Origin of the sequence: Brachybacterium massiliense, assembly GCF_900184245.1 — a bacterium.
In the GTDB taxonomy this organism is placed as follows: Bacteria; Actinomycetota; Actinomycetes; order Actinomycetales; family Dermabacteraceae; genus Brachybacterium; species Brachybacterium massiliense.
In genome coordinates this window covers 223,435-247,082 of the sequence record NZ_FXXB01000004.1, presented here as the reverse complement: position 1 = coordinate 247,082, position 23,648 = coordinate 223,435, and the positions used below count along the sequence as shown (strand labels likewise).

At 69.7% G+C, this 23,648-nt stretch carries 26 protein-coding genes, 2 tRNA genes and 1 pseudogene; 6 read left to right on the top strand and 23 right to left on the bottom strand.

The window, feature by feature from the left end; all coding sequences use genetic code 11:
- Window positions 1–35: 35 nt before the first annotated feature.
- From BN4251_RS02720 to BN4251_RS02655, 14 genes are all read right to left on the bottom strand, one after another.
- Window positions 36–590 carry a hypothetical protein gene (locus BN4251_RS02720; RefSeq protein ID WP_087483621.1) on the bottom strand — a complete coding sequence of 185 codons (555 nt, stop codon included), beginning with the start codon at window positions 588–590 and terminating at the stop codon, window positions 36–38.
- Window positions 587–1,264, bottom strand: a complete 678-nt coding sequence (locus tag BN4251_RS02715) for a hypothetical protein (RefSeq protein WP_140398367.1) — start codon at window positions 1,262–1,264, stop codon at window positions 587–589. Before BN4251_RS02715 ends, BN4251_RS02720 begins: the two co-directional genes overlap by 4 nt.
- Window positions 1,261–1,632 (bottom strand): hypothetical protein, encoded by a 372-nt coding sequence (locus BN4251_RS02710; protein WP_140398366.1) that lies wholly within the window; start codon window positions 1,630–1,632, stop codon window positions 1,261–1,263. The genes BN4251_RS02715 and BN4251_RS02710 overlap by 4 nt, the downstream gene beginning before the upstream one ends.
- On the bottom strand, window positions 1,629–2,159 hold the full coding sequence (locus BN4251_RS02705) for a hypothetical protein (RefSeq protein ID WP_087483618.1): 531 nt from the start codon (window positions 2,157–2,159) through the stop codon (window positions 1,629–1,631). The genes BN4251_RS02710 and BN4251_RS02705 overlap by 4 nt, the downstream gene beginning before the upstream one ends.
- Window positions 2,160–2,174: 15 nt before the next feature.
- Window positions 2,175–3,320, bottom strand: coding sequence for an ArdC-like ssDNA-binding domain-containing protein (locus tag BN4251_RS02700; protein WP_087483617.1), 1,146 nt, complete (start codon window positions 3,318–3,320; stop codon window positions 2,175–2,177).
- The gene (locus BN4251_RS02695; protein WP_140398365.1) at window positions 3,320–5,116 is read right to left on the bottom strand and encodes a type IV secretory system conjugative DNA transfer family protein; all 1,797 of its coding nucleotides are present in this window, start codon (window positions 5,114–5,116) and stop codon (window positions 3,320–3,322) included. Before BN4251_RS02695 ends, BN4251_RS02700 begins: the two co-directional genes overlap by 1 nt.
- Before the next feature lie 13 nt (window positions 5,117–5,129).
- Window positions 5,130–6,650, bottom strand: coding sequence for a hypothetical protein (locus tag BN4251_RS02690; protein ID WP_087483615.1), 1,521 nt, complete (start codon window positions 6,648–6,650; stop codon window positions 5,130–5,132).
- Entirely contained in the window at window positions 6,650–8,110 is a 1,461-nt protein-coding gene (locus BN4251_RS02685; protein WP_087483614.1) for an SCO6880 family protein, read from the bottom strand. Before BN4251_RS02685 ends, BN4251_RS02690 begins: the two co-directional genes overlap by 1 nt.
- Before the next feature lie 27 nt (window positions 8,111–8,137).
- Window positions 8,138–8,443, bottom strand: coding sequence for a hypothetical protein (locus BN4251_RS02680; RefSeq protein WP_212647573.1), 306 nt, complete (start codon window positions 8,441–8,443; stop codon window positions 8,138–8,140).
- Window positions 8,444–8,574: 131 nt separating this feature from the next.
- Entirely contained in the window at window positions 8,575–8,874 is a 300-nt protein-coding gene (locus BN4251_RS02675; protein WP_140398364.1) for a hypothetical protein, read from the bottom strand.
- Complete coding sequence (locus tag BN4251_RS02670; protein WP_087483611.1) at window positions 8,874–10,667, bottom strand: type IV secretion system protein; 1,794 nt, start codon at window positions 10,665–10,667, stop codon at window positions 8,874–8,876. The genes BN4251_RS02675 and BN4251_RS02670 overlap by 1 nt, the downstream gene beginning before the upstream one ends.
- Window positions 10,668–10,670: 3 nt before the next feature.
- Window positions 10,671–11,411, bottom strand: coding sequence for a hypothetical protein (locus BN4251_RS02665; RefSeq protein ID WP_087483610.1), 741 nt, complete (start codon window positions 11,409–11,411; stop codon window positions 10,671–10,673).
- A gap of 56 nt (window positions 11,412–11,467) precedes the next feature.
- Window positions 11,468–13,090, bottom strand: coding sequence for a hypothetical protein (locus BN4251_RS02660; protein WP_140398363.1), 1,623 nt, complete (start codon window positions 13,088–13,090; stop codon window positions 11,468–11,470).
- 299 nt (window positions 13,091–13,389) lie between these two features.
- Window positions 13,390–14,325 (bottom strand): hypothetical protein, encoded by a 936-nt coding sequence (locus BN4251_RS02655; RefSeq protein ID WP_087483608.1) that lies wholly within the window; start codon window positions 14,323–14,325, stop codon window positions 13,390–13,392.
- Window positions 14,326–14,666: 341 nt separating this feature from the next.
- Here BN4251_RS02655 and BN4251_RS18960 point away from each other — a divergent pair.
- A pseudogene (locus BN4251_RS18960) lies at window positions 14,667–14,891 on the top strand (helix-turn-helix domain-containing protein); the annotation flags it as partial.
- Window positions 14,892–14,968: 77 nt separating this feature from the next.
- Here BN4251_RS18960 and BN4251_RS02645 read toward each other — a convergent pair.
- Window positions 14,969–15,042: transfer RNA gene (locus BN4251_RS02645), tRNA-Lys, on the bottom strand.
- A gap of 221 nt (window positions 15,043–15,263) precedes the next feature.
- Here BN4251_RS02645 and BN4251_RS02640 point away from each other — a divergent pair.
- Window positions 15,264–16,160 (top strand): NAD-dependent epimerase/dehydratase family protein, encoded by an 897-nt coding sequence (locus BN4251_RS02640; RefSeq protein WP_087483607.1) that lies wholly within the window; start codon window positions 15,264–15,266, stop codon window positions 16,158–16,160.
- Between the two features lie 51 nt (window positions 16,161–16,211).
- On the opposite strand, the gene BN4251_RS02635 is transcribed toward BN4251_RS02640, so the two are convergent.
- A complete protein-coding gene (locus BN4251_RS02635) occupies window positions 16,212–16,796 on the bottom strand; it encodes a sugar O-acetyltransferase (RefSeq protein WP_087483606.1) in 585 nt (194 codons plus the stop codon).
- Window positions 16,797–16,858: 62 nt separating this feature from the next.
- Window positions 16,859–17,317, bottom strand: a complete 459-nt coding sequence (locus BN4251_RS02630; protein ID WP_087483605.1) for a GNAT family N-acetyltransferase — start codon at window positions 17,315–17,317, stop codon at window positions 16,859–16,861.
- Between the two features lie 48 nt (window positions 17,318–17,365).
- Here BN4251_RS02630 and BN4251_RS02625 point away from each other — a divergent pair, with 48 nt between their 5' ends.
- Complete coding sequence (locus tag BN4251_RS02625; RefSeq protein WP_087483604.1) at window positions 17,366–17,782, top strand: YchJ family protein; 417 nt, start codon at window positions 17,366–17,368, stop codon at window positions 17,780–17,782.
- A 111-nt stretch (window positions 17,783–17,893) separates the two neighbouring features.
- Here BN4251_RS02625 and BN4251_RS02620 read toward each other — a convergent pair whose 3' ends face one another.
- Together BN4251_RS02620 and BN4251_RS02615 are read right to left on the bottom strand one after the other, a co-directional pair.
- On the bottom strand, window positions 17,894–18,250 hold the full coding sequence (locus BN4251_RS02620; RefSeq protein ID WP_245810163.1) for a hypothetical protein: 357 nt from the start codon (window positions 18,248–18,250) through the stop codon (window positions 17,894–17,896).
- Window positions 18,251–18,318: 68 nt separating this feature from the next.
- The gene (locus BN4251_RS02615; protein WP_087483603.1) at window positions 18,319–19,074 is read right to left on the bottom strand and encodes an SDR family oxidoreductase; all 756 of its coding nucleotides are present in this window, start codon (window positions 19,072–19,074) and stop codon (window positions 18,319–18,321) included.
- 80 nt (window positions 19,075–19,154) lie between these two features.
- On the opposite strand from BN4251_RS02615, the gene BN4251_RS02610 reads away from it, so the two are divergent.
- The 3 genes from BN4251_RS02610 (at window position 19,155) to BN4251_RS02600 (ending at window position 20,485) form a co-directional block, all read left to right on the top strand.
- A tRNA-Leu gene (locus tag BN4251_RS02610) sits at window positions 19,155–19,236 on the top strand.
- Between the two features lie 32 nt (window positions 19,237–19,268).
- Entirely contained in the window at window positions 19,269–19,946 is a 678-nt protein-coding gene (locus BN4251_RS02605; protein ID WP_087483602.1) for a histidine phosphatase family protein, read from the top strand.
- Window positions 19,943–20,485 carry an NUDIX hydrolase family protein gene (locus tag BN4251_RS02600; protein ID WP_087483601.1) on the top strand — a complete coding sequence of 181 codons (543 nt, stop codon included), beginning with the start codon at window positions 19,943–19,945 and terminating at the stop codon, window positions 20,483–20,485. Before BN4251_RS02605 ends, BN4251_RS02600 begins: the two co-directional genes overlap by 4 nt.
- An 82-nt stretch (window positions 20,486–20,567) precedes the next feature.
- Here the strand turns inward: BN4251_RS02600 and rdgB are convergent, their stop codons facing one another.
- The 4 genes from rdgB to murI all read right to left on the bottom strand — a co-directional run bounded on the left by rdgB (window position 20,568) and on the right by murI (window position 23,627).
- Entirely contained in the window at window positions 20,568–21,206 is a 639-nt protein-coding gene (gene rdgB / locus BN4251_RS02595; protein WP_087483600.1) for an RdgB/HAM1 family non-canonical purine NTP pyrophosphatase, read from the bottom strand.
- Window positions 21,203–21,961, bottom strand: coding sequence for a ribonuclease PH (gene rph, locus BN4251_RS02590; RefSeq protein ID WP_087483599.1), 759 nt, complete (start codon window positions 21,959–21,961; stop codon window positions 21,203–21,205). The genes rdgB and rph overlap by 4 nt, the downstream gene beginning before the upstream one ends.
- 77 nt (window positions 21,962–22,038) lie before the next feature.
- Window positions 22,039–22,818 carry an MBL fold metallo-hydrolase gene (locus BN4251_RS02585; protein WP_087483598.1) on the bottom strand — a complete coding sequence of 260 codons (780 nt, stop codon included), beginning with the start codon at window positions 22,816–22,818 and terminating at the stop codon, window positions 22,039–22,041.
- Entirely contained in the window at window positions 22,815–23,627 is an 813-nt protein-coding gene (gene murI / locus BN4251_RS02580) for a glutamate racemase (protein WP_087483597.1), read from the bottom strand. The genes BN4251_RS02585 and murI overlap by 4 nt, the downstream gene beginning before the upstream one ends.
- Window positions 23,628–23,648: the final 21 nt, after the last annotated feature.

The following is a 23,648-nucleotide window of genomic DNA, read 5'->3' as shown; positions in this document are numbered from 1 at the left end:
TTCTTGCGTCCCAGCGACTTAATGCCCGCTGTTCCTCAGCGCTCCTTGCTGAAATCGACGAACACCACATTCAAGGGACCGCCGGTGCGGCCCTTGTTGAGGTGATTGTGAACCGCCATTTCTACGCGGGAATCAGCAGCCGCCGCGTATTCGCTCCCCTCGCCTTCCTCCGCGATCGACCGAGCCCAATCCTGGAGCTTGTCGGCGCGATGCTCGGTCGGCGTGCAGCGCAGGGAGCCGGTGATCGAGGCCAGCTCCGAGCGCCCCCACGCCCAGTACCGCTGCCAGTCCACCGAGCCGGTGCCCGGCTGCATCTCGTGGTACAGCGTGTCGTACCCATCGCGCAGCGCACCGAGCAGCTGCACCTGCCCGGGGTGCTGCTCCCAGCAGGGCAGGATCACGGACGCCGGCAGAGCCCACTCCGTGACGATCTGCGCGACCCAGAGCCGCAGCCGGCCGATCTCCTCGCCCCACTCGTGGATCGACAGCCCCATCCAATCCACGGGCGTCGGCAGCTCGGCCACCTCCGGCTCGTCGGTCTGCTCGATCTCCAGTTCCAGGTCCGCGAAGTCGTCTTCGTGGTCACTCATCCCAACACCCACCTTTCGTACGTCTGCCACGACGGAGCCCCACCCAGCGGAGCCCCCACCGTGACCAGTTCCGGTCTCTTCCTCACTGCTTGGACAAGCCGTTCCACCACGACGGCATGCGCGGGGAACCGTGCCCCGAGCGCATCGACCTCCGGCACCGGGGAGGTGTCGGCCGCGATCGTCAGATACGCCCGCACCACCGCTTCGTCATCCAGCGAGCCCGCAACGGCGCGGGCCGCTCGGTGCGCGCCGGCTCGCTCCAGCAGCCGCGGCAGCTCCTCGCTGACCTCTGGAGCCTCGATCTGCTCGACGTGAGCGCGCAGCAGCCGGCGCAGCAACGCCGACAGCGCGGCCTGGTTCACCGCGCCCCCGTCCTCGAGGACCCCCATCACGCTCTCCAGCCGCCACGCGTCCACGTCGCGCACCATCAGAGACCGCCACCGCTCCTCCACAGCCACCACGCGCTGTACGAAGGGGTACACCTTCTCCAGGTGGTTGAAGTTGGTGCGGGCGGTCAGTTCCCGGTGTCGCTGGCCCCAGCGGGTGCCCGGCACCTCCAGCCATGACTCCGCATCCGGCAGGTCGCGGGCGGTGTGCAGCGCGTGGAACGGCACAGCAGGACGGCCCTGGTCCTCGACCAGGCCCGCCCCCTCGCGCATCCACCATCGCGTCATGTTCGCCGCCGTTCGTGCTCCTCGCGGGCTAGACGCAGCAGTCGCCGCATCACCGCCTCGTAGCCTAAGTGCCGCCAACGACCCGCGTCATAGGCCCGGTGCAGTTGTTCATGGTGGGGACGGCACAGCGCCACCATGTCGCCGTGCCGCTCCTGCTCCATCCGGTCATAGGTCAGGTGGTGCAGGTCGTCCCAGTCCTCGCTGCCGCAGACGGCGCAGCACACCGGGGCCCCGGTGCGCTGCTCCTCTTCCTCGACCCAGCGGCGCCGGCGGATATGCCACGCCGCCGAGGCCATGTACTCGGCGTACTGGCGTCGGCGGCGTGCCCGCTGTTGGCCCACGACGGCGTGAGCCCGAACTCTCCTCATCGGCTCAGACGCGGCCCAGTCGAACGCAGCGACGCCACCGGGTCCTCGTCTCGGATTCCCGCCGGCACCTGTCGTGCCATGCGCTCTGCGTTGCGCTCTCGCACCGTCGCGGCCGGCGCGGGGGCCGGCGCGCGATCGGCGGGTGTGCGCCCGGCCGCTGCTTCGGACTGCTCCAGCCCATCGAGGACCGCTGCGCGTGCGCCTTGCAGCGCGGGGCCGGTCATCGCGAGCAGGCTCGCGGTCTGCCGCAGCGAGAGCTGCTGCCCCGCGGAGTCATGCTGCTGGATTGCCGGCCCATCGTCGCGGCCCAGCGACAGCGTGACCTCATCGGCGGTATCCGGTAGCCCCTCACGGCCGAGGACTACCCGCGGCGGTTCGTCGGTCAGCATCGCCCGGCGCACCTCCAGCCCAGTGCTGAATCCGGTCTCGCGCTCCCACTGCTGTGTCCACGCTTCCCAGCGCGCATCGAAGGCGCGCCGTTGCGCGCGCTCCTGGCCCTCGGGGTCTCGGTCGGTCGGTGTGCTCATCGCTGGCTGCCTTCCTCATCGTCGGGCGCGCAGCGTCGGCCGCGGCCCGTCCTCCACTGGCGACTCCTCGCGGATCTTCGCCGGGGCCTGCGCCTCCATGCGCAGAGCGTTCCTGACGCGCCGCTGCTCGGGGCTCGGCGTGTCCTGTCCTTCGGGCTTGGGCGGTGCTCCGGTGCCGAGGTCCCCGCCCACCGGCATCCGGTCGATGGTGCCGTTGACCGCCTTCATCACCCGATCGGCAGCGTTGACCGTCATCTCGGCGGTGCGGCTGGGATCGGCGTGGTTCTGCCCGAACGTCCAGCCGGCGGCGTAGGCGTCCGACGAGGCCGAGGTGTCCATGCCGTGCAGGCCGGCAATGACGTGAGCGAACGTCTCCGCTTCAAACTCCATCTGCCCCCGGTGGGCTGCGCTGTTGAGCATGTCGGAGCCGGCCGCTGGGGAGTGCAGCTTGATGTGGCCCAGTTCGTGCAGCAGCGTGGCCACCTGTTCGTTCTCGGCGCGGCTCGCATCGAAGGTCACGACCTTGGAGCGGAAGTCGGTGGAGCCTTCCGCGCCGGTCTGCCCGTCGACAGTGCCCGACAGCGTGTACCCCTCGGCCACGATCTCCGCTTCCACGGCCTCCCGCAGCCCCTCCGGGACGAGGCCAGGAGCCAGCGGCTCCCACGTCGGCAGCGCCGGGATCTCCGGCCCGTCCGTCTGGGAAATGTCGAAGACGGTCGCCGGCTTGACCCCGACCATCTTGGACTCCACCCGCTCTCCCGGGTTGGGCTTCTCGCGCGGCGCGAGCCGCCGCCACGAGTTCGCGTCCTGGGGCGTGGCCGAGGCGAACCTAGCCGTGACGGGCGAAAAGATCTGATAGCCCTTCTCGCCCTTGCGGACCTGCCGGCCCATCTCCTGAAACTGCTTGTAACCAGCGATCATGCTGGGCCGCTCCGGGCGCTGCGCCGGGTCCTCCTGTGCCCGGCAGCGCGCCTCCCACTGCTGATAGATCAGCATCGCGTTACGCGGAGACCGCGACCGGAACTGCGCCACGAACGCCACCAGCTCTTGCGCTTCCGCGCCGGTCGCGATCCCCGCGACTCGATCAGCCATGGCCTCAGTCAGCTGCTCAACCGTCTGGGCTCGCTCAGCGAGATACTCCTCGCGCGATTGCTTCGGCATCACTGCTCACCCTTCGGGGTCTCGATCTTCGTCTCGGTCAGTCCCGGCACTGCCCCCGCAGCCACCGGACGAGAGTCCCCCGCCTCCCGATCCTTCTTCTTCGGGTAGCGCCGGAAGGCTGGCTCCAGCTCCACCACGATGAGGTGCTTCGTTGCCTCGACCACACAGGCCAGACCGCGACGCATCGTCTCGATCTGGCTCTTTTCCAGCACGTTCTCCTCGCGCTCGGAGTATGACCGACCCGGCTGTTGGCCCCCTCGATTGGTGCTCACTGACTCCTGCACGATGGTCCGCGTCCCAGTGATCCGGGACAGGGCGCTGAGCACGGAGTCATCGACCACACCACCGAGCACGAACCGCTGGGTGGACGCCTCCCACAGCGCACGAGCGCCGGCCGCGCCGTAGCGCAGCTCGGCCTGGGCGAGGGACTGGAACCCGGCGGTGGTCTGGATACCCAGACCGCCGCCCTCGCTCATCATCCGCGGCAGCACCGGCAGCGTGCCGATGTTCCCGATCTCATCGAGGCTCAGGTGCATCGGCGGCTCGATCCGTCCGCCCGGGGCGCTGTTGGCCTGCACGACGGCGCGCCGCCACACCGCATCGACCAGCGTCAGCGCCAGCGACGAGGCGTTGCCGTTCTCCTGGGCGATCAGGTAGATCGTGCCGGAGCGGCGCAGGAAGTCATCGACGTTCAGCTGCTCCCCCGCAGGACCGAACGTGTCTCGGATACGCGGGTCCACCAACGCGGTGCCAACGTTCGCTGCCGGAGCCCACATATTCGCGCGAGTCTCCAGGTCGTCCATCTTCACCACGGATTCCAGCATCGCGGCCAGATCCTCTGAGCCCGGATGCTCTTGGAGGATCGTCAGGGCGTCCTCGGCGAACTTGGGATCAAAGCACCACTTCTGAAAATCGGCCATGGTCGTCTCCGCCGACAGAGCCGCCGCATGGAGCAGGGGGGTGAACACTCGCTTGGTGACGTTCTCCCAGAACTCGCCGTTCTGAACGCCGGTCGAGCCGCCGGCGGCGAGCACCTTCGCCCGCGACAGCGCTTCGGTCACGTCCTCGCACCCGGACCACAGGCACCACCGCACCGTGCCCGGTAGGCCGGCCTCTGCGCCCACGCCCTCGGGATCACAGATCAGCATGGGACCATCCAGCTTCTCCCGGTGCTCCCACGTCAGCCGCACCAGTTCCGTCTTGGTGGAGGTGGACAGCACGGCGCCGGGGGCCTCGATCAGCCGCGGCGCGATGACGTTCTGCGTCTTGCCGACCCGGCTCGGTGCCAGCAGCATCGTCGGGGTCTCAAACGTGGTGTACACCTTCACGCCCTGGCAGCGGCCGTCATAGAAGGCGTAGTCGGTGACCCGGGGACGCCGGCTCTCGGGCACGAAGTCGGGCCGGATCTGCTTGCGCCGCGTCATCACGGAGCGCTCTCCGTACTCGCGCGCAACCACGCTCTTATCTGGCAGGCCCTTCTCCTTCTGGATCTCCTGGCGCTGCTGCTCGCGCTGTCCCCGCACCGTGCGGAACATCGCCACGGCCAAGAACCCCACCACGGCCAGCAACGCCGCGAACACGGCCCACACCGCCACGGGCGAGCCCGCGCCGAGCGCGGCCTCGGCCTGCCCGGGACCGGTGATCGCCGCCCACAGCTCCCCCGGGCCGGCGCTGTACGCCCGCCCGGTCAGCTTCGCCACGATCCAGCCGGCTCCCCACAGCAGCGCCGGCGGCACCAGCACCGCCAGCACCAGGTACGGCAGTGCGGCATCGAGCCCTCCAACTCGACGCCGCATCTCGTCTCGTGTGTCACGCCGCGCCATGGCTCACCATCCGCTCGTCGGTGTCGAACAGGGCCGCTTCGCGCTCGGTGCGGGTGATCTGGACCAGGCTCATCCGCTGCCCGATCCGCCAGAGCGACTGCCCGCGCCGGAGCCGGGTCAGCAGGCTCGAGGCGGTGTCGGTCAGGTCCAGCATCTCCTGCGCCGCGGCCACGGCCTTGCCGGACTGGCGGAACGAGATCACGGTGGAGGAGTCGTTGACGAGGTTCGCGGCCATGGCGCGGGAGGCTTCCCCGCCGTCGCCGGCCGTCTGGAGGTCCCCGAACCCGTGCATCACTAGAACGTTGGAGATGCCCCAGTTCCGGGCGACCTTCCAGTGCTCCTGCATCCGGCGCAGCAGCGGGGGTCGCGCGAACACGCGCCACCCCTCGTCATAGATCATGTAGCGCCGCGAGTCGGTGCCGTCCATCAGGGCCGACTCCATCCACGACGAGGTGCAGGTCATCACCACGTCCAGCAGCTCACTGCCGCGCAGCCGCGACACGTCCACCGAGACCATCGGGTCGGAGGGATCGAACTGCACCCCCTCCGAGCGACGATCCAGGACCCCGCTCAGTGCGCCGGTCGTCAGCCGCGCCAGCGCGTGCCCGACCTCCCGCGAGTTCGTGGCGACCTCAGCGATGCCACCGAACCCATCGGGCACCCGGTCGTGGCTGTTCTTCTGGGGATTGAACAGCTCGTGCACGACCTCGCCGAGGGTCGGTTCCTCCTGTTCGCGCCGCTCGACCTGCTCCAGCGCGTAGCCCAGGGCGCTGCGCTCCATCGCCCACAGCTCCCGGTTCAGCAGCCGCTCCGTGATCGACTCCAGCAGCATCGCGCGCCGGTTCCGGGAGGTGATGACCCACTCCTCCTCGCTGATCGAGGGGGGTCGGTGGATCGGGTTGGCCAGCGGGTTGATCCGCGCCGGCATCCCCGGCCCGATTTCAAACGCCGAGCCGCCGATCGCGCGGCACGGCCCCGTCCACTCGCCCTTCACGTCAGCCGGGACGTAGGAGCGACAGTTGAACGCCGCCCCGCGGCTGGTCAGCACCTTGACGAGGGTCGATTTCCCCTCCCCCACCTTGCCGCTGATGATGATGTTCGGATCGGAGATGATGCCCTCCTTGTACAGGTCAAACGGCCCGTACACGAAGGCGCTGCCCCCCAGCAGATTGCGCCCCACCATCGTCCCCTTGGTCCCCAGCCCGGGGTCCGCCAGGAACGGGTACGCCAGCCCCAGAATCCCCGAGTCCGCTCGATGGGTCGGCGCGACGAACGACCGGGGCGTGCGAAGCGCCGCCGGCCCGTCCTCGCCAGCCGCGGGCAGGTAGTCCCGCGACCGCCAGGCCGCTTTCTCCTGCTCCGCGACCCGCGCCCGCTGCGCGGCCTCCTCCTTGTACGCATCGGAGAACAGTCGGCGCTCAGCCTTGCGCAGCTCGCGCAGCTCCTCCCTCGATAGCTTCCCGATCCGGGCGCGCATCACCCGGCGCTTGGTGCGCTCTTCCACCATCACAGACCCCTTCCGAACGGCAGCGCCCCGGCGATGAACGCCGAGGCCTGCTCTCCACCGATGATCCGCAGCTCGCACCCCGACCGCAGCGCGGCCGTGCGGACCTGCTCTGTCGCCATGCGCAGCTCATCGAGGGTGTGCCCCGAAACCGTCACCAGGCCCGCGAAGTTCAGCGCCCCGTGCCCGGACTCCAGCGCCTCCTCCTCGCGCGCCAGAGCCGCCCGCTCGCGCTTGCGCTCCACCGTGTCCACGGCCCCGGACTTCCGCTCCCAGATCCGCGAGGTCTCGGCCGACGTCGAAGCTCGCCGCGCCTGCGCCATGGCCTTCCGCGTCGGGATCGGCTCGTAGATCAGCGCGAACGTGTGCCGCACCTGGGCGACCACGAGGTGCTGGAGGAACCCCGCCGTGGTGGCCTTGCGAGGCCACTCCACCACCAGCAGCACCCGCTGATAGCCGGCCTCGGTCCGCAGGTAGGTGAACGACTCGTCCAGCCCCATCGGACCGGCCCCCGCCAGGGACCGGCCCACCTCACGGTGTGCCTCCAGCTCCGGCTGCACGTCCGGGTCATAGGCAGTGCGGGCGAGGACCGCCACGTCATCCGAGCTGACCCAGGAGACGAACGACAGGGACGCCTCCGTGAACTGCGACCGCACGTACTCCATGCGGTTGCGCAGCACCTCCGCGCCGCCGGCCACGCCACCGCCGGCCTGACGGATCAGCGCGGCCACCCCGCCGACCTTCATGTCCAGCGTGATCGAGACGAACGATTCATGCCGGATCGAGTCGGTGCGGGACCGCGAGAGGCAGTCCGCATACGCCTCATATGCCGCTGGGGAGACCTGATCGCTGCCGTGCTCCAGGAACCACGCATTGATCTCCTCGCCGCCGTCGCCGACCGAGCGCAGCAGCACTCCGACCCGGGTCACCCCGTTGGAGGAGTCGGTGCAGAAGCTCGACAGCAGCGAACCCCACGCGCCGGCCACCACGTCCTGCCGGGACCCCTCTGCCAGCGCAAAGGAGTCCATCGGCTCAACCTTGGCGACCGCCGTCAGCGTCCGCGTGCTCGGATCGTGCAGCAGCCCCGCCCCGGTGCGCTGATCGACCAGCACCCGCAGCCGTGCCGCATCACCCGGAAGCCCCAGCGTTCCCGCGGGGCGAGGGGCCAGCGGCCGCACCCGGTAGGACGCCTGCCCGCGCGCATTGCGCCGCACCCACTGCCACAGCAGCGGCACCCACACGATCAGCGGCCTGCCCGTAAACCAGGTCGGCACTAGCGCCAGCGACGCGACGATGATGGCCGCGAAGAACAGCCACCGTCCCGTCATGAATGCCGCGATCAGACTCACGAACGCGACACCGATCAACACCAGCTGGGCCTTGCCAAGGCCCATGATTAGGCCGCGGCCCGACAGCCTCGGGAACCGGGCCGTGGCCCGGCGCTCCTCTGTTTCCACAGCCATACCGGCTTCCTCCTTCCCTCCTCCCGGTCAGGAGAAGATCGCCACGCCCTGACCCGCGAAGAATCCGATCGCCGCATTCGCGCCCGCGCACACGATCGCCACGACCGCCGCGATCGCGAGGATCTTCACGCCGACGCTGCCAACGCCGGGCCGGTTGCTCAGCGAGCCGAAGCCCCACACGATCGCCCCGGCGATCAGCACGGCCACGGCCGCAAGGATGCCGACGTTCATCAGCGTTCCCACCACATCGACCAGGAACGTCCGCACTCCAGGGGGCAGCGCGTCCCACGTCGGCGTCACACCCGGGTCGGTTCCTGCCACCAGTTCGTCCAACATCTCTGGCTCCTCCACGACTCATCGGCGGTGCCTCTCACCGCCCACGCAGGGACAAGCCAGCCCGTCACGACACAGCGAGGGGGTGCCCCGGCTTCCGCCGTGACACCCCCGCTGTGGCTGGAGCTGGGCTAGTTCCAGATGGAGATCGCCTGCTCCCCAAACCACGCGATCCACGCGTTGAGCCCCGCTGCGACGATCGCGCAGGCGACCGCTCCAATGAGGGTCTGGACGCCGTTCTGGCTGAGACCGGGGCGCTGGAGCCCGATGCCAGCGCCCCACAGGATTGCGCCGATGACCAGTGCTGCGACGGTGGCGAGGATCGCAGTATTGGCGATCGTCCCCGCGATAGAGATCAGCAGTTCTCGCGCCGAGGCCATGCCGTCGCTCACGGGCACCAGGGGCTTGACCGGATCATCACCGTCACCCATCACTTGCCCCCTTCCGCGTTCTCACCGGTCACCGGAACCTCCAGCGGAGCGCTTCCCGGTGCGGGAGGGAAGTCCCATGACACCGGCTCCTCCGAGGTCCCCGTGTCCGTGGCCATCGGTGCCGGTTCCGGCAACGGCATCTGCGCTGCCGGCACGTCCACCGGGGCGCTGTTCTCCGTCCCACCCGGCGGAGCCTCGCCCGGTGCCGGCTCCCCCGCCGCCGGCCCCTCGCCACTCACCGGCACATCGGACACGACTGGAGCGGCGCTGCCACCGTCCCCGGCGTTCTCCCCCGGCGCCGGCCCCTCCGCGGAGTACGGCTGCTCGCCACCCGCTGTGGTCGGTCCATCGGTAGGGCCGTCGCCGGCCGTCTCGGTCGTCTCGGTCGTCTCGGTCGTCTCGGTCGTCTCGGAGACCGTGCCGCCGATGTTCTCCTGCACACCTTCTGCAACGTCCTCTCCAGCCTCGCTGGCCTCCGAAGCAACCTCACTGGCGACCACCGCGCCGGCAGCGAGACCACCGGTCCCGGCCGTCGCGGCGATCGCCGCATCCTTGCCGGTCTCAGCGGCCGTGTCAGCGTCTCCACTGTCACCGCTGGCCTCTCCACCGATTAGGCCCGAGTTACTGCCCTGGCCCGAGCCGCCACCACCGTCAAGCAGTGCCGATAGCCGCCCGGTGGCCGTCTGTCCCGCAGACAGGGCAGTCGCTGGCACCGAGGTGAGCGCTCCTTGCGCGCCGGAGGCAGCTCCCTGGAGTTCCCGCACGCCGGCCTCGCCCATCCAGCCGAACAGCGCGAAGCACGCCACCGGCATGAACGCCGCCAGAATCAGCATCAGCACCCCGGACAGGACCGTGGTCAGCCCCGGCAGCGGATCAACGCTGACGGCACCGGACTGGATTGTCGAGGTGACCGCCAGAACCCCCAGGCCCATGACGACGACGATCGCCAGCTTCGTGAAGATCAGCGCCACCATCCAGCCCAGCCAGATCGACGCCCACCGCCGTGTCGGCCCCCACGCCAGCCCCGACAGGCACAGCGGCCCGACGACGATCACGATGTACAGCAGCATGTTCCGAGCAACCAGCGCCAGGCCGATGATGACGCACGCGACCATCAGCAGCCCCGCGGCCGCAATGCAAATCAGTGACGTGGCGATGACGCCGCCTGCCGGCACCTCCCACGGCGAGATCGGCCCGGAGACTTCCGCACCGCCGACCAGGTTCCCCACCAAGGTCCCCAGCTGCACGACCGCCGCCATGACCTCATCGACGAACTGGTCACCATCAGCGAGGGTTGCTCTCAACATCCCGTCCGCCACAGCATCGACCGCTCGCACCGCTATGGCCGTCAGCGGCACCAGCGCCACCGTCCCCAGCACAGACACGCCAGCGCCGAGGAACGCATCCCGCGCCCCGGTGAGCGCCTGCGCCCGCACCGACGCCGAGATGATCCGCAGCGCCGCGAACGCCACGATCAGCGGCAGGCTAATGAAGAAGATCCGCCCACCCATCGTGTAGATGAACTCACCCGTCACCTGGGGCTCGGTCAACTGGAGCATCAGATCCACAATCATGTGGAACAGCACCTGCGTCCCATCCACGACGCTCTGCGCGAAGTTCCACAGGAACTCCTCGGCCTTGCCCTCGATCGCATCACCGATCGCATCCTGGGCCGCGCTGCCGACCAGAGCCACCGGGGACGCATTGCCGCCGATAACGGTCGTCAGCGCTGTCTGAGGACCACCTACGAGGGCACCCGCTCCTCCGGCAAGATCCTTCAACAGATCACCCATGGCTCAGCCCTCCTCCGTTGCTTCTTCGAGAGTGCCGGGCACGGCCAGGAACACCTTGCAGTCCTCACCCTCGGCGCACAGCATCGCCACCGTCCAGGTGACCGTGCCCATGTCCTGCTGCTTCCGCACCCCGTCCTCGGGGTCAGTCAGCTCGCGCCGCATCACCCCTTCAACCTCCATCACCACCAGGCCCTCGCCGGTCAGGAACTCTCGCGCCTGCTCCGAGCCCTGTGCCGTGGCCGGCGCGAAGTAGTCCAGGAACTCGCCGGTCTCGACCACCGTCACCTTCTGCGCGGTGAACTCATCGGTCGTCTTGAACTCCGCTCGATCCGCCCACGAGTCCGACTGCCACGCCGTCGTGACGACCTGCTGCGCCCACTGCTGGGGAGTCGTCGGCTCCGCGCCCTCGTTGGGGATCTCCGGCGCAGCCGACGCGATCGTCGCCACGTAGTACGCCTCCTGGAACCGGGCCGTGTCCGCGCTGCCAAGCACCTCCGCGACCGCGGGAGCTAGCTCCTGGGGCTCGCGCGTGCTCGGCAGCGGCAGCACCACCGGGTTCGCTTCCTGGGTCGGATCATCCAGCCCGACCACGCTGGGTTCCTCGCTCGTGGGTCTCACATCGATCCTCTCGTCCTCCGGCACCGCGGAGAACTGGCCCACAACCGCCAGGCCGATGAGGACCAGAACGATCGCCCCCACGGCAGCCAGTGCGATCTGCACCTTGCGCACCCTGAAAATCCACATGGCAGCTCCTCCGTCTCTCTGTCCTCATCGACAAGCGCGCCCACCACGACACCGCGCTACGCGACGCTCACTAGCTCGGGCTCCAGGTCTACATCCGGCGGCGGACCATCCCGCACGACCGCAGCCCACCACTCGGCCGAGACGGCATGGCGCGACAGGTGCTCGATCCACGCGCGCCGCTCGGCGCGGAACCGCTCGACCAGCAGCCCCACGACCAAGGCTGCACCCACGCGCTCAGCCACCTCCCCCAGCCGGGACGGCACCGCCAGCAGCCGGCCCTGGCCGTCGCGCTCGATCAATCCCCAGGCCAGCAGCAGCTCTAGCGCTTCATAGGCCGCTGACCTCGACACCGCGGCACGCACTCGGGCCGTCTCGATCGAGGGAGCACCGTGCTCGATCGCCTCGAAGACGAGTGCCGCCACCACGCCGAGCTCACGGAACGCCGGCCGCAGAGCGTAAACCTTCCCGCTCGGCAGCTCGACGCGATCGACGCGCTCGGCGTGACGGGCAGGGATGCGCAGTTCGTACAGGTCAGCCCGGGTTCCCTCCCCTTCTCGTACCAGCACCAGCCACGGGTCCTGCGCAGATCGCAGCTCGGCCAGGACGCGAGAGACCGTCGAAGGCTGAACCGGGAGAGCCAGCGATAGAGAACGCACCCCGAACTCGATGTGCCGGGAGCCCTTCTGATGAGCAGCAGCAGCCAGAGCCCGCAGGAGGAACCGTGCGTGCATTCCCCGAGGCCCAGACAGCTCCAACGCCTCCACCTCAGCCAGCACCGCTCGCCAACGCCGAATGAAGCGATGCTCGTCAATCGCGATCTCTTCGCTCGTGCGAGCCCTGGGTGCCCCCCTCGTGACTTCTACTTCCTCGCTTGTGTTGCAGTGGCGGACAGGCTTCTTCGTGCGCTGGCTGTTCGCCACGAAAGCAACGGCCTTCCGCCACTCCCTGCCGAGCAGCTGCCCCGGCTTGTTGGCGTTCTGGAACAGCTCGACCAGGCCCGCCCAGCGCCCGTCCTCCACTCGGGCCACCACGTCCTCAAATCGCAGTCCCGCCCTCGCTGCCGCGCACAGCACCGCCATACGCGCCGTGGAGCGATCTCCGTAGCCGGCCTCCCGGTACAGCCCCTCCTGGGCCAGGGTTACGAAGCGCGGGGCCATGACACGGCCGACGAACGGCGCGTTGAGCACCGCCGCCTCCTCCTCCAGCTCCTCCAGGGGCCGCGCCAGCGTCATCGCCTCGCGAGCCCCCGCAGCCAGCTCCTCGGTCAGCTCTCGGCGCAGCGCCCCGATCACCTCGGAGCCGTTGCGCATGAGCAGCACCCGTCGCGCCGTATCCAGGGGCGTGACTAGCTCCTGGTAGCCGCTGCCGTCCTTGTACGGCGAGCCCGGCGTGCGGATGCAGCCCGAAGTCGCGCCCGTGGTGTGGGGCAGAGGATCGACGCCCGGGAAGCGGTGCGCCAGTGCTTTCGCCAGCGTCCCTGCCTCCTCGACGCTAAGACCGTCGCGCAGGGGCACGTATACGTGATGCTTGCCCGCAGGGGACCGATCCACGACGACGCGTGCGCCGCAACGCTCCAGCAGCGCCACGATTTGGTGCAGCAGCTCCAGCCCCTCGTCGCCGGGCACGTCCACATCGACCACCAGCGTCCGGCAACGCGCCTGCGAGTTGTACAGCAACACCGCCGCAGGCCTCCTCGGCACCTCAGCCGTCAGGTCTCGCTCATCCCGCGTGGAGTACTGCCACTTGCCCCTACGGCCGTCCCAGCGCCCTATACGAACGCGCGACCGGCCCGCGATGAGCAGGCCCAGCGCCCACAGGGATCCTTGATCCGCTGTCACCGTCCGAAGTAACATGGGGCACGTACCTCCTGTCGATCTACTTGGTTGATGGGGTTCAGGACTCGGAACAGGCCGCCAAACCTTGAAGTTCCGACTCCGCTTTTCCGGAGCGCCGACCCACGGGTCGGCGCTCCGTTCGTCTATGCCGTCATACGACTAGGCCGCGTCGTCACTACGGGAGCCGGGAACAGGGCGGGCTGACGGCTAGCCTCGCGCCGGACCTGACCAGGCCGCGCCGCCACCGTGCGCGCGTTCCTGGCATGCCACGGAGAAACCTTCACCGCGTCCCCATCGCGCACCGCCCGAGCGCACTCCGCCAGCAACGACCACTCCGGGTGCCGCTCCGTACCGAACAGCAGCCACGCGAACGCCTGGGCCTGGGCTCGATCGAACGAGCCGCGCAGCGCCGGCAGCTCCTTCATGAACCGACCCGCTCGCCGCCGCGCCGTCGCGGGGGTCAATCCCACGCCCATATCGCCATCGACGGCCGACGTCCCCGCTATCTCGAGCGCACGCCTCGAAAGCTCTGGACGCACCTTGAATCGCTGCGCAAGGATTGCAACGAATGAGTCAACGGCGGCGCGGGCCTCCCTCGACGCCTGGCCCTGCCCACGTACCCATGCGGGCTCCGCAGAGAGTCGATCCAGAGGATCCGACTCCATCGAGCTCTCCAGCTCGTAGAAGTGGAGGATGCGTGGGGTGCCGGCGGAGACCTGGCGCGAGTCGGTGCCCATCTCGCTCGCGAGTTCGGTGCGGGAGAGATTTTTGGCCACTGCGCCGACTACGTAGCCAAGCGGCCGCTCCATCTCCAGGATTCTGTGCACGTTCTGCGCCATCGACAGCCGCCCAGAACCCGAGACCACGAGCACCGCTTCCGAAACCGCATCGGCAGGCTCCACCGACGAGTTGCCATCAAATGAGCTTCGGCCCCTACTAGAAGTCATGCGAGTGAGCACCCGAGACATCAGGGAGACGAAGGCGTCGCCGGCGGCGCCGCTCCACGCGTCGGGGTCGGAGGCCAGGGCTTCCATGACACGGCGGAACTCGGCAGCCTGCCCGCCGTCTTTGGCGCTCATCGATGAGCCCCCTCGGATATCGCGCTTCGCTGCGAATCGACACGCGCGTCCTCCGCGGCGAGGAGCCACTTCCTCAGCATGTCGCCTTTGACGACGACTGCTCCTTCGGTCTCAGTAGCGAGCCTCTCGGCCAGCTCGGCCCAGTTGGGAGGACGTACCGAGCGTCGCTGCTCCATGGCCCAGTCCCAGAGCCCTCCGTGCCCAGACAGCCGGAGGAGAAGGTCTGCGTACGGCGCCTGACTTCTCATGCCGCCAGACTCTAGTCCAGATATTTAGACTCCACAACAGTCTTGCATCAAGATGTCTAGGCACGACTCGGCATCGGCGGTACCCTTGGACTCATGAGCGAACTTTCGAACCGTGAAGAGTCCCAGGCCGCAACCGCCGACCAGCGGATCGCCGCTGCCGTTCGAGCCCTAGCTGCCGGCCGAGGGGTCAAGAACGCGGAGCTCGCTCCGATCATCGGGGCGAGTCGCGCCACTGTGTTCGCCAAGGTCAAGGGCGAGGCGCCGTGGAAGGCGAATGAGGTCGAGCTGGTCGCCGAGTACTTCGACGTGTCCGTGGGGGACCTCTTCGACGGTCTCGGACTGTTCCGAGACACGAAGAAGCCCCACCGGGTGACCGGTGGGGCTTCTTCCTCGGGTGCGCCATCAGGGATTCGAACCCCGGACCCGCTGATTAAGAGTCAGCTGCTCTAACCAACTGAGCTAATGGCGCCAACAGGAAAGAACTTTACCCCCATGTCGCCTCTCGTCCAACTCGAGAGACCTCGGTGTGAGGGAGCGAACAGCACCGCCCGCAGCGGGCCCCGTGGAGCCGCCCTGCGAGTCCGGCAGGCCGTTCGCGGCGCGAGGACCTGCTGTGATCCTCTAGACTCGATTCTCCCAGGAATGTCGGCGCGCGAGGGCCCGCCAGGTCGCTCGTCGGAGGAGGTCAGCGTGAGGATCGCGGTCACCGGTGCCACCGGTGTGCTCGGCCAGGAAGCCGTGGAGGCGCTGGTCGCCGCCGGGCACGAGGTCACCGGCATCACCCGTCGGGACTCCGGTGTCCCCATCATCGAGGGCCGGGGCGGCAGTGCGATCGTCGCCGACGTGTTCGACCCCTCCGATCTCGCGCGCGCCTTCCGCGGCCACGACGTCGCCATCAACACGCTCGCCCACGTGCCCGTCGGCATGTCCGGGCTGAGGCCCCTCGCCTGGCGCGAGGATGACAAGCTCCACCTCGAGGCGTCGGTCGCGATCGCGAAGGCCGCCGCCGAGGCCGGTGTGCGGCGGCTGATCCAGGAATCCACGATCTACCTGTACCCGGACAACGGCACGGACTGGATCGGTGAGGACCAGCCGCTGAACGTGCGCAACCAGGCCTTCCGGCCGCGCGTGAAGGAGATGCGGGCGGCGGTGGACTTCGCGACCTCGGGCCGCAGCGCCGTGATCCTGCGCCTTGGCCAGCTGTTCGGGCGCGATCAGCACACCACCCATGCGCTCAAGGCCACCAAGGCAGGCGATCCGATCCTGCTGGGCAAGCCCGATCAGTACATCACCCTGCTGCACCACTCCGATGCCGGCCGCGCCTTCGTGGCCGCGCTGCGCGCGAGCAGCGGCTTCTACAACGTGGGCGGCGAGCCGATCACCAAGAAGCGCTGGGCGAAGGATCTGGCGATGGAGGCCGGTGTCGAGAACCCGGCGAAGTTCTACCCCGAGATCACCCAGGCGATCGTCGGCACCCGGCTGGACGTGCAGCGGCGCTCGCTGCGCGTCTCCTCGGTGCGGTTCATGTCCGAGACCGGGTGGCGGCCCACCGTGGGCCCGTCCACGCCGGGCTGGTCGCGCCGCTGACCAACTCCCACCCCGTGTCCGGCCGGGTTGCGTGCCGACGGGGCCTTTCGCTCAGAGGTTGCGGAGCACGCGCGCCGGATTCCCCACGGCGAGAGTTCGCGCGGGCACATCCTTGGTGACCACGCTGCCCGCCCCGATCACCGCACCATCGCCGATGCTCACGCCGGGCAGCACGCTCACCCCTCCCCCGATCCAGACGTCATCGCCGATGGTGATCGGCTCTGCCGCCTCCCATCCCTGACGGCGCGGCTCGAGCTCGAGCGGGTGGATCGGGGTGAGCAGCTGGATGTTCGGCCCCAGCTGGCAGTGGCGCCCGATGCGGATCTCGGCGACATCGAGGGCGGTGAGGTGGAAGTTGATGAAGGTGCCCTCCCCGATGTGGAGCTGGCTGCCGTAGTCCACCCGCAGCGGCGCGCGCACGTGCGCGCCCTCGCCGACGCTGCCCAGCAGCTCTCGCAGGATCTGCTGCGCCGCCTCCGGGTGGGCGGCGTACTCGGTGTTGAAGCGATCCGTCTGCACGAGTGCGTGGCGGAAAGCGCGCTGGATCTCGGGATCGTCCGCGATGTACCAGTCCCCCGCCACCAGCTTCTCCCAGGGGCTGCGCGGATCGTTCTCGTCGACGTGGAAGCTCTTCATGCACCTCAGCGTATGCGGGGCGCGGGGCATCATCGGCCCGGCCCCGCGCCGATGTGACCAGGTCAGCGGGGCAGGCGCATGCCGAGGCTCGGCGCGGAGTCGACGAAGCCCAGCGAGCGGTAGAGGCTCTGGCCCGGCGGGTCCGCCAGCAGCGTGATGTACGGCTCGGGCGGGGCGGCTGCGTCGATCCGTGCGATGAGATCCTCCATCACCGCGCGTCCGAGGCCCTGGCGCTGATGCGCGGGATCGGTGGCGATATCCGCGAGGTGGAAGTACCAGGTGCCATCGCCGATCACCCGGCCCATCGCCGCGAGCGCACCGTCGGGATCGCGCACCGTGGTCCAGGCCCAGCTCGCGTCGAGCGCACCCCCGGCCTGCGCCGGGGTGCGCGGGCTGAGCCCGGTCACCTCGCGCATCCGCACGTACTCCGCGCTGGTCGGCGGCGCCTCGAGCATCGAATAGCCGTGCGGCAGCGAGGTGCGCTCTGCGGAGGGCCCGGGGCGGGACGGGGTACGGGACATGAGCCGATCCTGTCATCTCCCCGTCGGCGCGCGCGAGATACTCGAGGGATGAGCACGCCTGCGACCGACCTGCCCGATTCCTCGCGCTGCCCATGCGGGAGCGGGGACATCTTCGGAGCCTGCTGCGCGCCGGTGCTGCGCCGGGAGCGCCGTGCCGCCACCGCACAGGCGCTGATGCGCTCGCGCTACACCGCCTTCGCGGTGCGGGATCTCGAGCACCTGCTGGACTCCTGGCACCCGAGCACCCGGCCCGGGCGCGAGGAGCTCGAGGACTCCCTCACCTCCGACGTGCGCTGGCTGCGGCTGCAGGTGCTCGCCACCGAGCAGGGCGGCCCTTTCGACGACGCCGGCACGGTGGAGTTCGTGGCGAGCTCCAAGAGCGCGCAGGGCCGCCAGGAGCAGCACGAGATCTCTCGCTTCGTGCGCGAGGACGGCGCCTGGTACTACGTCGACGGCGACGTCTGAGACGACGGCCCCTCGTAGCATCCCGCGCCTCTGCCCCGGGAACGGGTTCGGCGCCGATCACCGAGGTGACCGGCGCCGAAGCGCGTGAACAGGGGCGAGTTCCTCGAAGGGTCAGTCCTTCGCGGCGCGGGCCTTGGCCTTCTGCTTCGCAGCCTTGGCCTTGGCGTCCGCAGACTTCTTCGCCGCCTTCTCCTCGCCGCCGGACAGGGCGACCGCCGCAGCGATCCCCGCTCCGATGAGGACCACGCCGATGACGCCGCCTGCGATCGCTGCCGGGAGCGTCGAGGCGTTCTTGCCGTCACCGGCCGCGGAAAAAGCCTTCACCGAGCCGGTGATCTCGTTCTTCCACCGCATCACGGCGTTCTTGGGATGCACGCGGTCGATCAGCTCATCGATGTCGGACGCGAGATTGTCCTGTCGGCGATATGCCTCATCGCGCATCTCATCCAGGCTCTTCTTCTTGGCCACCACTGCCTCCGGGGGTCGTCAGGGTCTGCTGTGCAGATCGTATCGCGGTCAGGGGCGTGCGGGAGCCGTCAGCCCCTGGTGCGTGCGAGGAAGTCCTCGGCGCCGCCCACCAGCTCGATGTGCCCGGTCTCGACGTCGGCCGTGGCCATCGCCGCGACCTCGGCGGCGAACTCCTCGACGGAGTAGAGCTTGCCGGCGGCCTCGCGGCGGGCCTCGAGAGCGCCCGGGCGTGCCCGGTTGAGCAGGGTCGCGGTGACGGTCCCCTCGATCATGTCGCCCGAGACGACCACGAAGGAGACGCCCTTGTCGCTCATCTCGCCGATCCGCTCGGTCAGCGCGGTCTCGCCGGCCCGCTTCGACCGTGCGACCTGCTCGTACTCGGGCATGGTCTCGACCTCGTCGATGAAATGCGCCTGGTGGCTGGTCACGAACACGACCCGGCCGCCCTCGGAGAGGCGCTCGAGGCCCGCGGTGAGCGCATCGTTCTGCGCATCGCGGTTCAGGCGCATCGCGTAGTCCTCGCCGAGATCGGCCTCCATGCCGCCCGAGGCGTTCAGGACCAGTAGATCGAGGGAGCCGAAGCTGTCGATCGCGGTCTGCATCAGGGTGCGCACGCCCTCGGCATCGGTGAGATCGGCGCCGACGGCGACGGCGCGGCCGCCTGCGGCCTCGATCTCCGCGACCACTTTGTTGGCGCGGGGAGCCTTCTGGCGGTAGTTGATGACGACGTTCGCGCCCTGCGCGGCGAGCAGCTTCGCGGTGGCCGCACCGACTCCGCGGGACGAACCGGTGACGACGGCGGTCTTGCCTGCGAGGGCACTCATGGATACTCCTGGGGAACGAGGTCGGAAGGACCACCCGAGCCTACCGGAGCACTGCCCCGGGACCGCTAGGCTGGGCCCGCGCGCGAGTGGCGGAATTGGCAGACGCGCTGGATTTAGGTTCCAGTGCCCGAGGGCGTGAGGGTTCGAGTCCCTTCTCGCGCACGCATCACCCCCTGTGACGAGGAGACGGCCACATGACCCTGTTCGGGCTGGTCCGCCATGGACAGACGGACTACAACCTGCGGAACCTGTTCCAGGGTTCCTCGGACATCCCTCTGAACGCGACGGGCATCGCGCAGGCGCACGCCGCCTTCGACGAGCTGCCCGCGGTGGACTGGGACGTGGTGATCACCTCACCGCTCTCCCGCGCCGAGCAGACGGGCCGGATCATCGCCGAGGACCATTCGATCCCCTTCGGCGGCACCGATGCCCGGCTGGTCGAGATCGACTGGGGCGAAGCCGAGGGCCGCCCGGTCGAGGAGATGCAGGCCGCCTATCCAGGACGCTCCTTCCCCGGCCGTGAGGATCACCAGGCCGTCGCCGATCGCGGCTACGACGCCCTCGAGGCGCTCGAGCAGCGGTACCCGGGCAAGAAGGTGCTCGTGGTCGCGCACGGCACCCTGATCCGCTTCATCCTCTCCGGGATCATCGAGCATCCCCTGCCCTCGATCCCCAACGCGACCCTGTCCCTGGTCGAGCTCGAGGACACCACCTGGCGGGTGCGGATGATCGCGGGCGAGGAGGTCGACCACGAGGTCAAGGTGATCTCCCGAGACCAGAACCCCCGATTCATCGTCGAGAAGTCACAGCTGGCGCCCGCGGAGATCGCCGCGGCCCTCGCCGCCCAGGACACCGGAGGTGAGACCCGATGAGCTCCCGCACCGCCGTGGACTCCGAAGGCTCCTGGTTCGAGCCGGAGCAGGTCAGCGAGCTGCGCCGCCGACTGCCGATCCCGTACGTGGACATCGTCCCCGTGCGCACCGACGTGGACGGCTCCGTCGAGGAGGTGGGCCTGCTGCTGCGAGCCTCCGGCTCGGGGCGGATCGTGCGCGCCATCGTCTCCGGGCGGGTGCTCGTGCACGAGACGATCCGTGAGGCGATCGCCCGCCACATCGACAAGGACCTGGGGCCGATGGCGATGCCGCGGATCCCCGTCTCCCCGGTGCCGTTCACGGTCGCCGAGTACTTCCCCACCCCCGGCGTCTCCCCGTTCCACGATCCGCGCCAGCACGCGATCTCGCTGGCCTACGTGGTCCCGATCGACGGCGAGACCGCCCCGCAGGAGGATGCCCTGGAGCTGGCCTGGTACGGGGTCGACGAGCTGCTGGCGGAGTCCTCGCCGCTCGAGGAGATGGACGGTGGGCGGGATCTGCTGATCCGTCGGGCCCTCGCCCACGTCGGCGCCGCCTGAGCGGCCGAGCACGGAGACGGCCCCGGCCCGGAGGTGATCCTCCGGGACGGGGCCGTCTCTCGGTTCCCGGTGAGGCGGTCTCTCAGCCCAGCAGCCGCGCGACATGAGGGGCGATGGCCCGGAACGCGGTGCCTCGGTGGGAGATCGCATCCTTCTGGGCAGGGCTCAGCTGCGCGGCCGAGCGGGTCTCCCCCTCGGGCAGGAACAGCGGGTCATAGCCGAAGCCGCCCTCCCCGCGGCGCTCCCGCAGCAGGGTGCCCACCATCTCTCCGCGCTCGACGGTCTCGGTGCCGTCGGGCGCGACCAGCGCGGCGGCGCACACGAAGCGCGCGGTGCGGTGGGCGTCGGGGACATCACCGAGCTGGGCGAGCAACAGGTCGTTGTTCGCCTCGTCGTCGCCGTGCCTCCCGCTCCAGCGGGCGGAGAAGATGCCGGGGGCGCCGCCGAGCACATCGACCGCGAGGCCGGAGTCGTCGGCGACCGCGAGCAGGCCCGTGGCCACCGCGGCGGAGCGGGCCTTCAGCAGGGCGTTGCCCTCGAAGGTGACCGCGTCCTCGACCACGTCCGGCAGCGAGATCCCGGCCGAGGAGATGACCTGCTCGGCCCCGAGCCCCGGCACCGCGGCGGTGAGGATCCGCTGCAGCTCCGCGAGCTTCTTGGCGTTGTGCGAGGCGAGGATGACCCTCGCCCCCGACGGGACGGCGGCGGAGCCGGCGCTCATCGCTGCTCGGCGAGGATGTCCCGCTGGATCTGCGCGAGCTCGGCGCAGCCGGCGGTCGCGAGGTCCAGCAGGGAGCCCAGCTCTGCGCGGTCGAAGGGGGCGCCCTCGGCGGTGCCCTGCACCTCGACGAAGGAGCCGGAGCCGGTGACCACCACGTTCATGTCGGTCTCGGCGTCGACGTCCTCGCGGTACTCGAGGTCCAGCAGCGGGCGGCCTCCCACGATGCCGACGCTGATCGCGCTGACCGAGTCGGTGAGGACCTTCGCCGCGGCCGGCAGATCGGTGTGCTGCCTGCCCCAGGAGATCGCATCGGCCAGCGCCACGTACGCGCCGGTGATCGCGGCGGTGCGGGTGCCGCCGTCGGCCTGGAGCACGTCGCAGTCCAGCTGGATGGTGTTCTCGCCGAGCGCGTCGAGGTCGATGACCGCGCGCAGCGAACGCCCGATCAGGCGGGAGATCTCATGGGTGCGCCCGCCGATCTTGCCCTTGACGGATTCGCGCGGGGAGCGGGTGTTGGTGGAGCGGGGAAGCATCGCGTACTCGGCGGTGACCCAGCCGGAGCCCGAGCCCTTCTTCCAGCGCGGCACGCCGGGGGTGAAGGACGCCGCGCACAGCACGCGGGTGCGCCCGAACTCGATCAGCGCGCTGCCCTCGGCCTGGTCGAGCCAGCCACGGGTGATCCGCACCTCGCGCAGCTGGTCAGGGGTGCGGCCGTCGATGCGGTCGCCGGCGGGGTTCTGGGTCGAAGAGCTCACGGAGCTCCTTCCTCGGGTGGGTCAGGATGGTGCGTGGTCACCCGATCCCCTGCCGCCGCTGGCAGGCGGCAGGTCGATCAGGACACCTCGAGGATATCCATCGGGCGCACCATCGTGATCCGCCCGGAGTGGGCGGCGCGCGCCTCGGTAAGCGGGACCTCAGGATCGGTCCAGGCCGGGATGTGGGTCAGCGCGAGATGGCGCACCTCCGCCCGCTCGGCACACTCCCCCGCGCGGCGACCCGTCAGGTGCACGCCGCTGAAGCGGTCATCGCGTCCCTCGATGTATCCGGCCTCGCACAGGAAGAGATCCGCGCCGCGGGCGAGGTCGTCGAGCGCCTCGCAGGTGTCGGAGTCGCCCGAGTAGGCGAGGGTGACTCCGTCGGCGGTGATCCGGAAGCCATAGGCCTCGACCGGGTGCAGCACCGCGCGGGTCTCGATCTCGAACGGGCCGATGCGGAAGCGGTGGTGGTCGCTGAGGGTGTGGTGCTCGAAGGGCGAGCAGTCCACGCCGTCGGGCACGGTCCCCTCCCGGTTCAGCACCGCCGAGATCCGCTCCGGCAGCGTGGCCGGGGCGTGGACGGGCAGCTGGCCGAGGTCATCGCGCCAGTGGTAGGCCCAGAACACCTCGAGGCCGGTGATGTCGAGATAGTGGTCAGGGTGGAGGTGGGAGATGATCACCGCGTCCAGATCGGCCGGGTCGATCACCTTCTGCAGCGGCCCGAAGGCGCCGGAGCCCAGGTCCATCAGCACCCGCCAGGTGCGGCCCTGCGCATCCTCGTGCTCGATGAGGTAGCTGGAGGCCGCGCCCTCGGGGCCGGCGAAGCTGCCGCTGCAGCCGATGACGTGGACCCTCATGCCGGCACCACGGGCAGGGACCCGGTCATCTCGAGGGTGGGGCCCAGGAAGCGCTGCGAGAGGCGGGCGAAGTTCGCACTGCCGGCACCGTCCGCGGTCTGGGCGAAGACGTGGCGCGGCACCAATCCGCTCTCGCGCAGCTGATCGCTGCCGCGCAGCTGCCGGTACACGTCCAGCGCCGTCTCCTCGGCCGAGGAGACCAGCGTGACATCCGGGCCCATCACATAGCTGATGGGGCCGGCGAGCATCGGGTAGTGGGTGCAACCCAGCACGAGCGTGTCCACACCCGCGGCCTTGACCGGCGCGAGGTACTCCTCAGCCACCTCGACCACGTCCCGGCCGGTGACCACGCCCCTCTCGACGAACTCGACGAAACGCGGGCACGCCTGCGTGGTCAGCGACAAGCTCGGCGCGGCGGCGAAGGCATCCTCGTAGGCGCGGGAGTTCACGGTGCCCTCGGTGGCGATCACCCCCACCCGGCGGTTGCGGGTCGCGGCGACCGCGCGGCGCACGGCCGGCTGGATCACCTCGACCACCGGCACGTCGTAGCGTTCGCGGGCATCGCGCAGCACCGCCGCCGACGCCGTGTTGCAGGCGATCACCAGCATCTTCACGCCATGGCCGACGAGGCGGTCCATGATCTCGAGCGCGAGGGAGCGCACCTCGGCGATCGGGCGCGGGCCGTAGGGGCCGTGCGCGGTGTCGCCGATGTACATCAGCTCCTCCTGAGGAAGCTGATCGAGCACGGCGCGGGCGACCGTCAGGCCGCCCACCCCGGAGTCGAAGATCCCGATCGGCGCGTTGTTCATCCGTGCAAGGCTAATCGGGGA

Coding starts and splice junctions, on each gene's coding strand:
- BN4251_RS02720 (WP_087483621.1), bottom strand. CDS start 590: ATGAGTGACCACGAAGACGACTTCGCGGACCTGGAACTGGAGATCGAG.
- BN4251_RS02715 (WP_140398367.1), bottom strand. CDS start 1,264: ATGACGCGATGGTGGATGCGCGAGGGGGCGGGCCTGGTCGAGGACCAG.
- BN4251_RS02615 (WP_087483603.1), bottom strand. CDS start 19,074: ATGAGTGCCCTCGCAGGCAAGACCGCCGTCGTCACCGGTTCGTCCCGC.
- BN4251_RS02600 (WP_087483601.1), top strand. CDS start 19,943: ATGAGCTCCCGCACCGCCGTGGACTCCGAAGGCTCCTGGTTCGAGCCG.
- BN4251_RS02625 (WP_087483604.1), top strand. CDS start 17,366: ATGAGCACGCCTGCGACCGACCTGCCCGATTCCTCGCGCTGCCCATGC.
- BN4251_RS02695 (WP_140398365.1), bottom strand. CDS start 5,116: ATGCGGCGTCGAGTTGGAGGGCTCGATGCCGCACTGCCGTACCTGGTG.
- BN4251_RS02705 (WP_087483618.1), bottom strand. CDS start 2,159: ATGAGCACACCGACCGACCGAGACCCCGAGGGCCAGGAGCGCGCGCAA.
- murI (WP_087483597.1), bottom strand. CDS start 23,627: ATGAACAACGCGCCGATCGGGATCTTCGACTCCGGGGTGGGCGGCCTG.
- BN4251_RS02655 (WP_087483608.1), bottom strand. CDS start 14,325: ATGAGCGCCAAAGACGGCGGGCAGGCTGCCGAGTTCCGCCGTGTCATG.
- BN4251_RS02690 (WP_087483615.1), bottom strand. CDS start 6,650: ATGGTGGAAGAGCGCACCAAGCGCCGGGTGATGCGCGCCCGGATCGGG.
- BN4251_RS02665 (WP_087483610.1), bottom strand. CDS start 11,411: ATGTGGATTTTCAGGGTGCGCAAGGTGCAGATCGCACTGGCTGCCGTG.
- BN4251_RS02685 (WP_087483614.1), bottom strand. CDS start 8,110: ATGGCTGTGGAAACAGAGGAGCGCCGGGCCACGGCCCGGTTCCCGAGG.
- rdgB (WP_087483600.1), bottom strand. CDS start 21,206: ATGAGCGCCGGCTCCGCCGCCGTCCCGTCGGGGGCGAGGGTCATCCTC.
- BN4251_RS02630 (WP_087483605.1), bottom strand. CDS start 17,317: ATGTCCCGTACCCCGTCCCGCCCCGGGCCCTCCGCAGAGCGCACCTCG.
- BN4251_RS02605 (WP_087483602.1), top strand. CDS start 19,269: ATGACCCTGTTCGGGCTGGTCCGCCATGGACAGACGGACTACAACCTG.
- BN4251_RS02585 (WP_087483598.1), bottom strand. CDS start 22,818: ATGAGGGTCCACGTCATCGGCTGCAGCGGCAGCTTCGCCGGCCCCGAG.
- BN4251_RS02635 (WP_087483606.1), bottom strand. CDS start 16,796: ATGAAGAGCTTCCACGTCGACGAGAACGATCCGCGCAGCCCCTGGGAG.
- BN4251_RS02675 (WP_140398364.1), bottom strand. CDS start 8,874: ATGGGTGACGGTGATGATCCGGTCAAGCCCCTGGTGCCCGTGAGCGAC.
- BN4251_RS02710 (WP_140398366.1), bottom strand. CDS start 1,632: ATGAGGAGAGTTCGGGCTCACGCCGTCGTGGGCCAACAGCGGGCACGC.
- BN4251_RS02700 (WP_087483617.1), bottom strand. CDS start 3,320: ATGCCGAAGCAATCGCGCGAGGAGTATCTCGCTGAGCGAGCCCAGACG.
- BN4251_RS02670 (WP_087483611.1), bottom strand. CDS start 10,667: ATGGGTGATCTGTTGAAGGATCTTGCCGGAGGAGCGGGTGCCCTCGTA.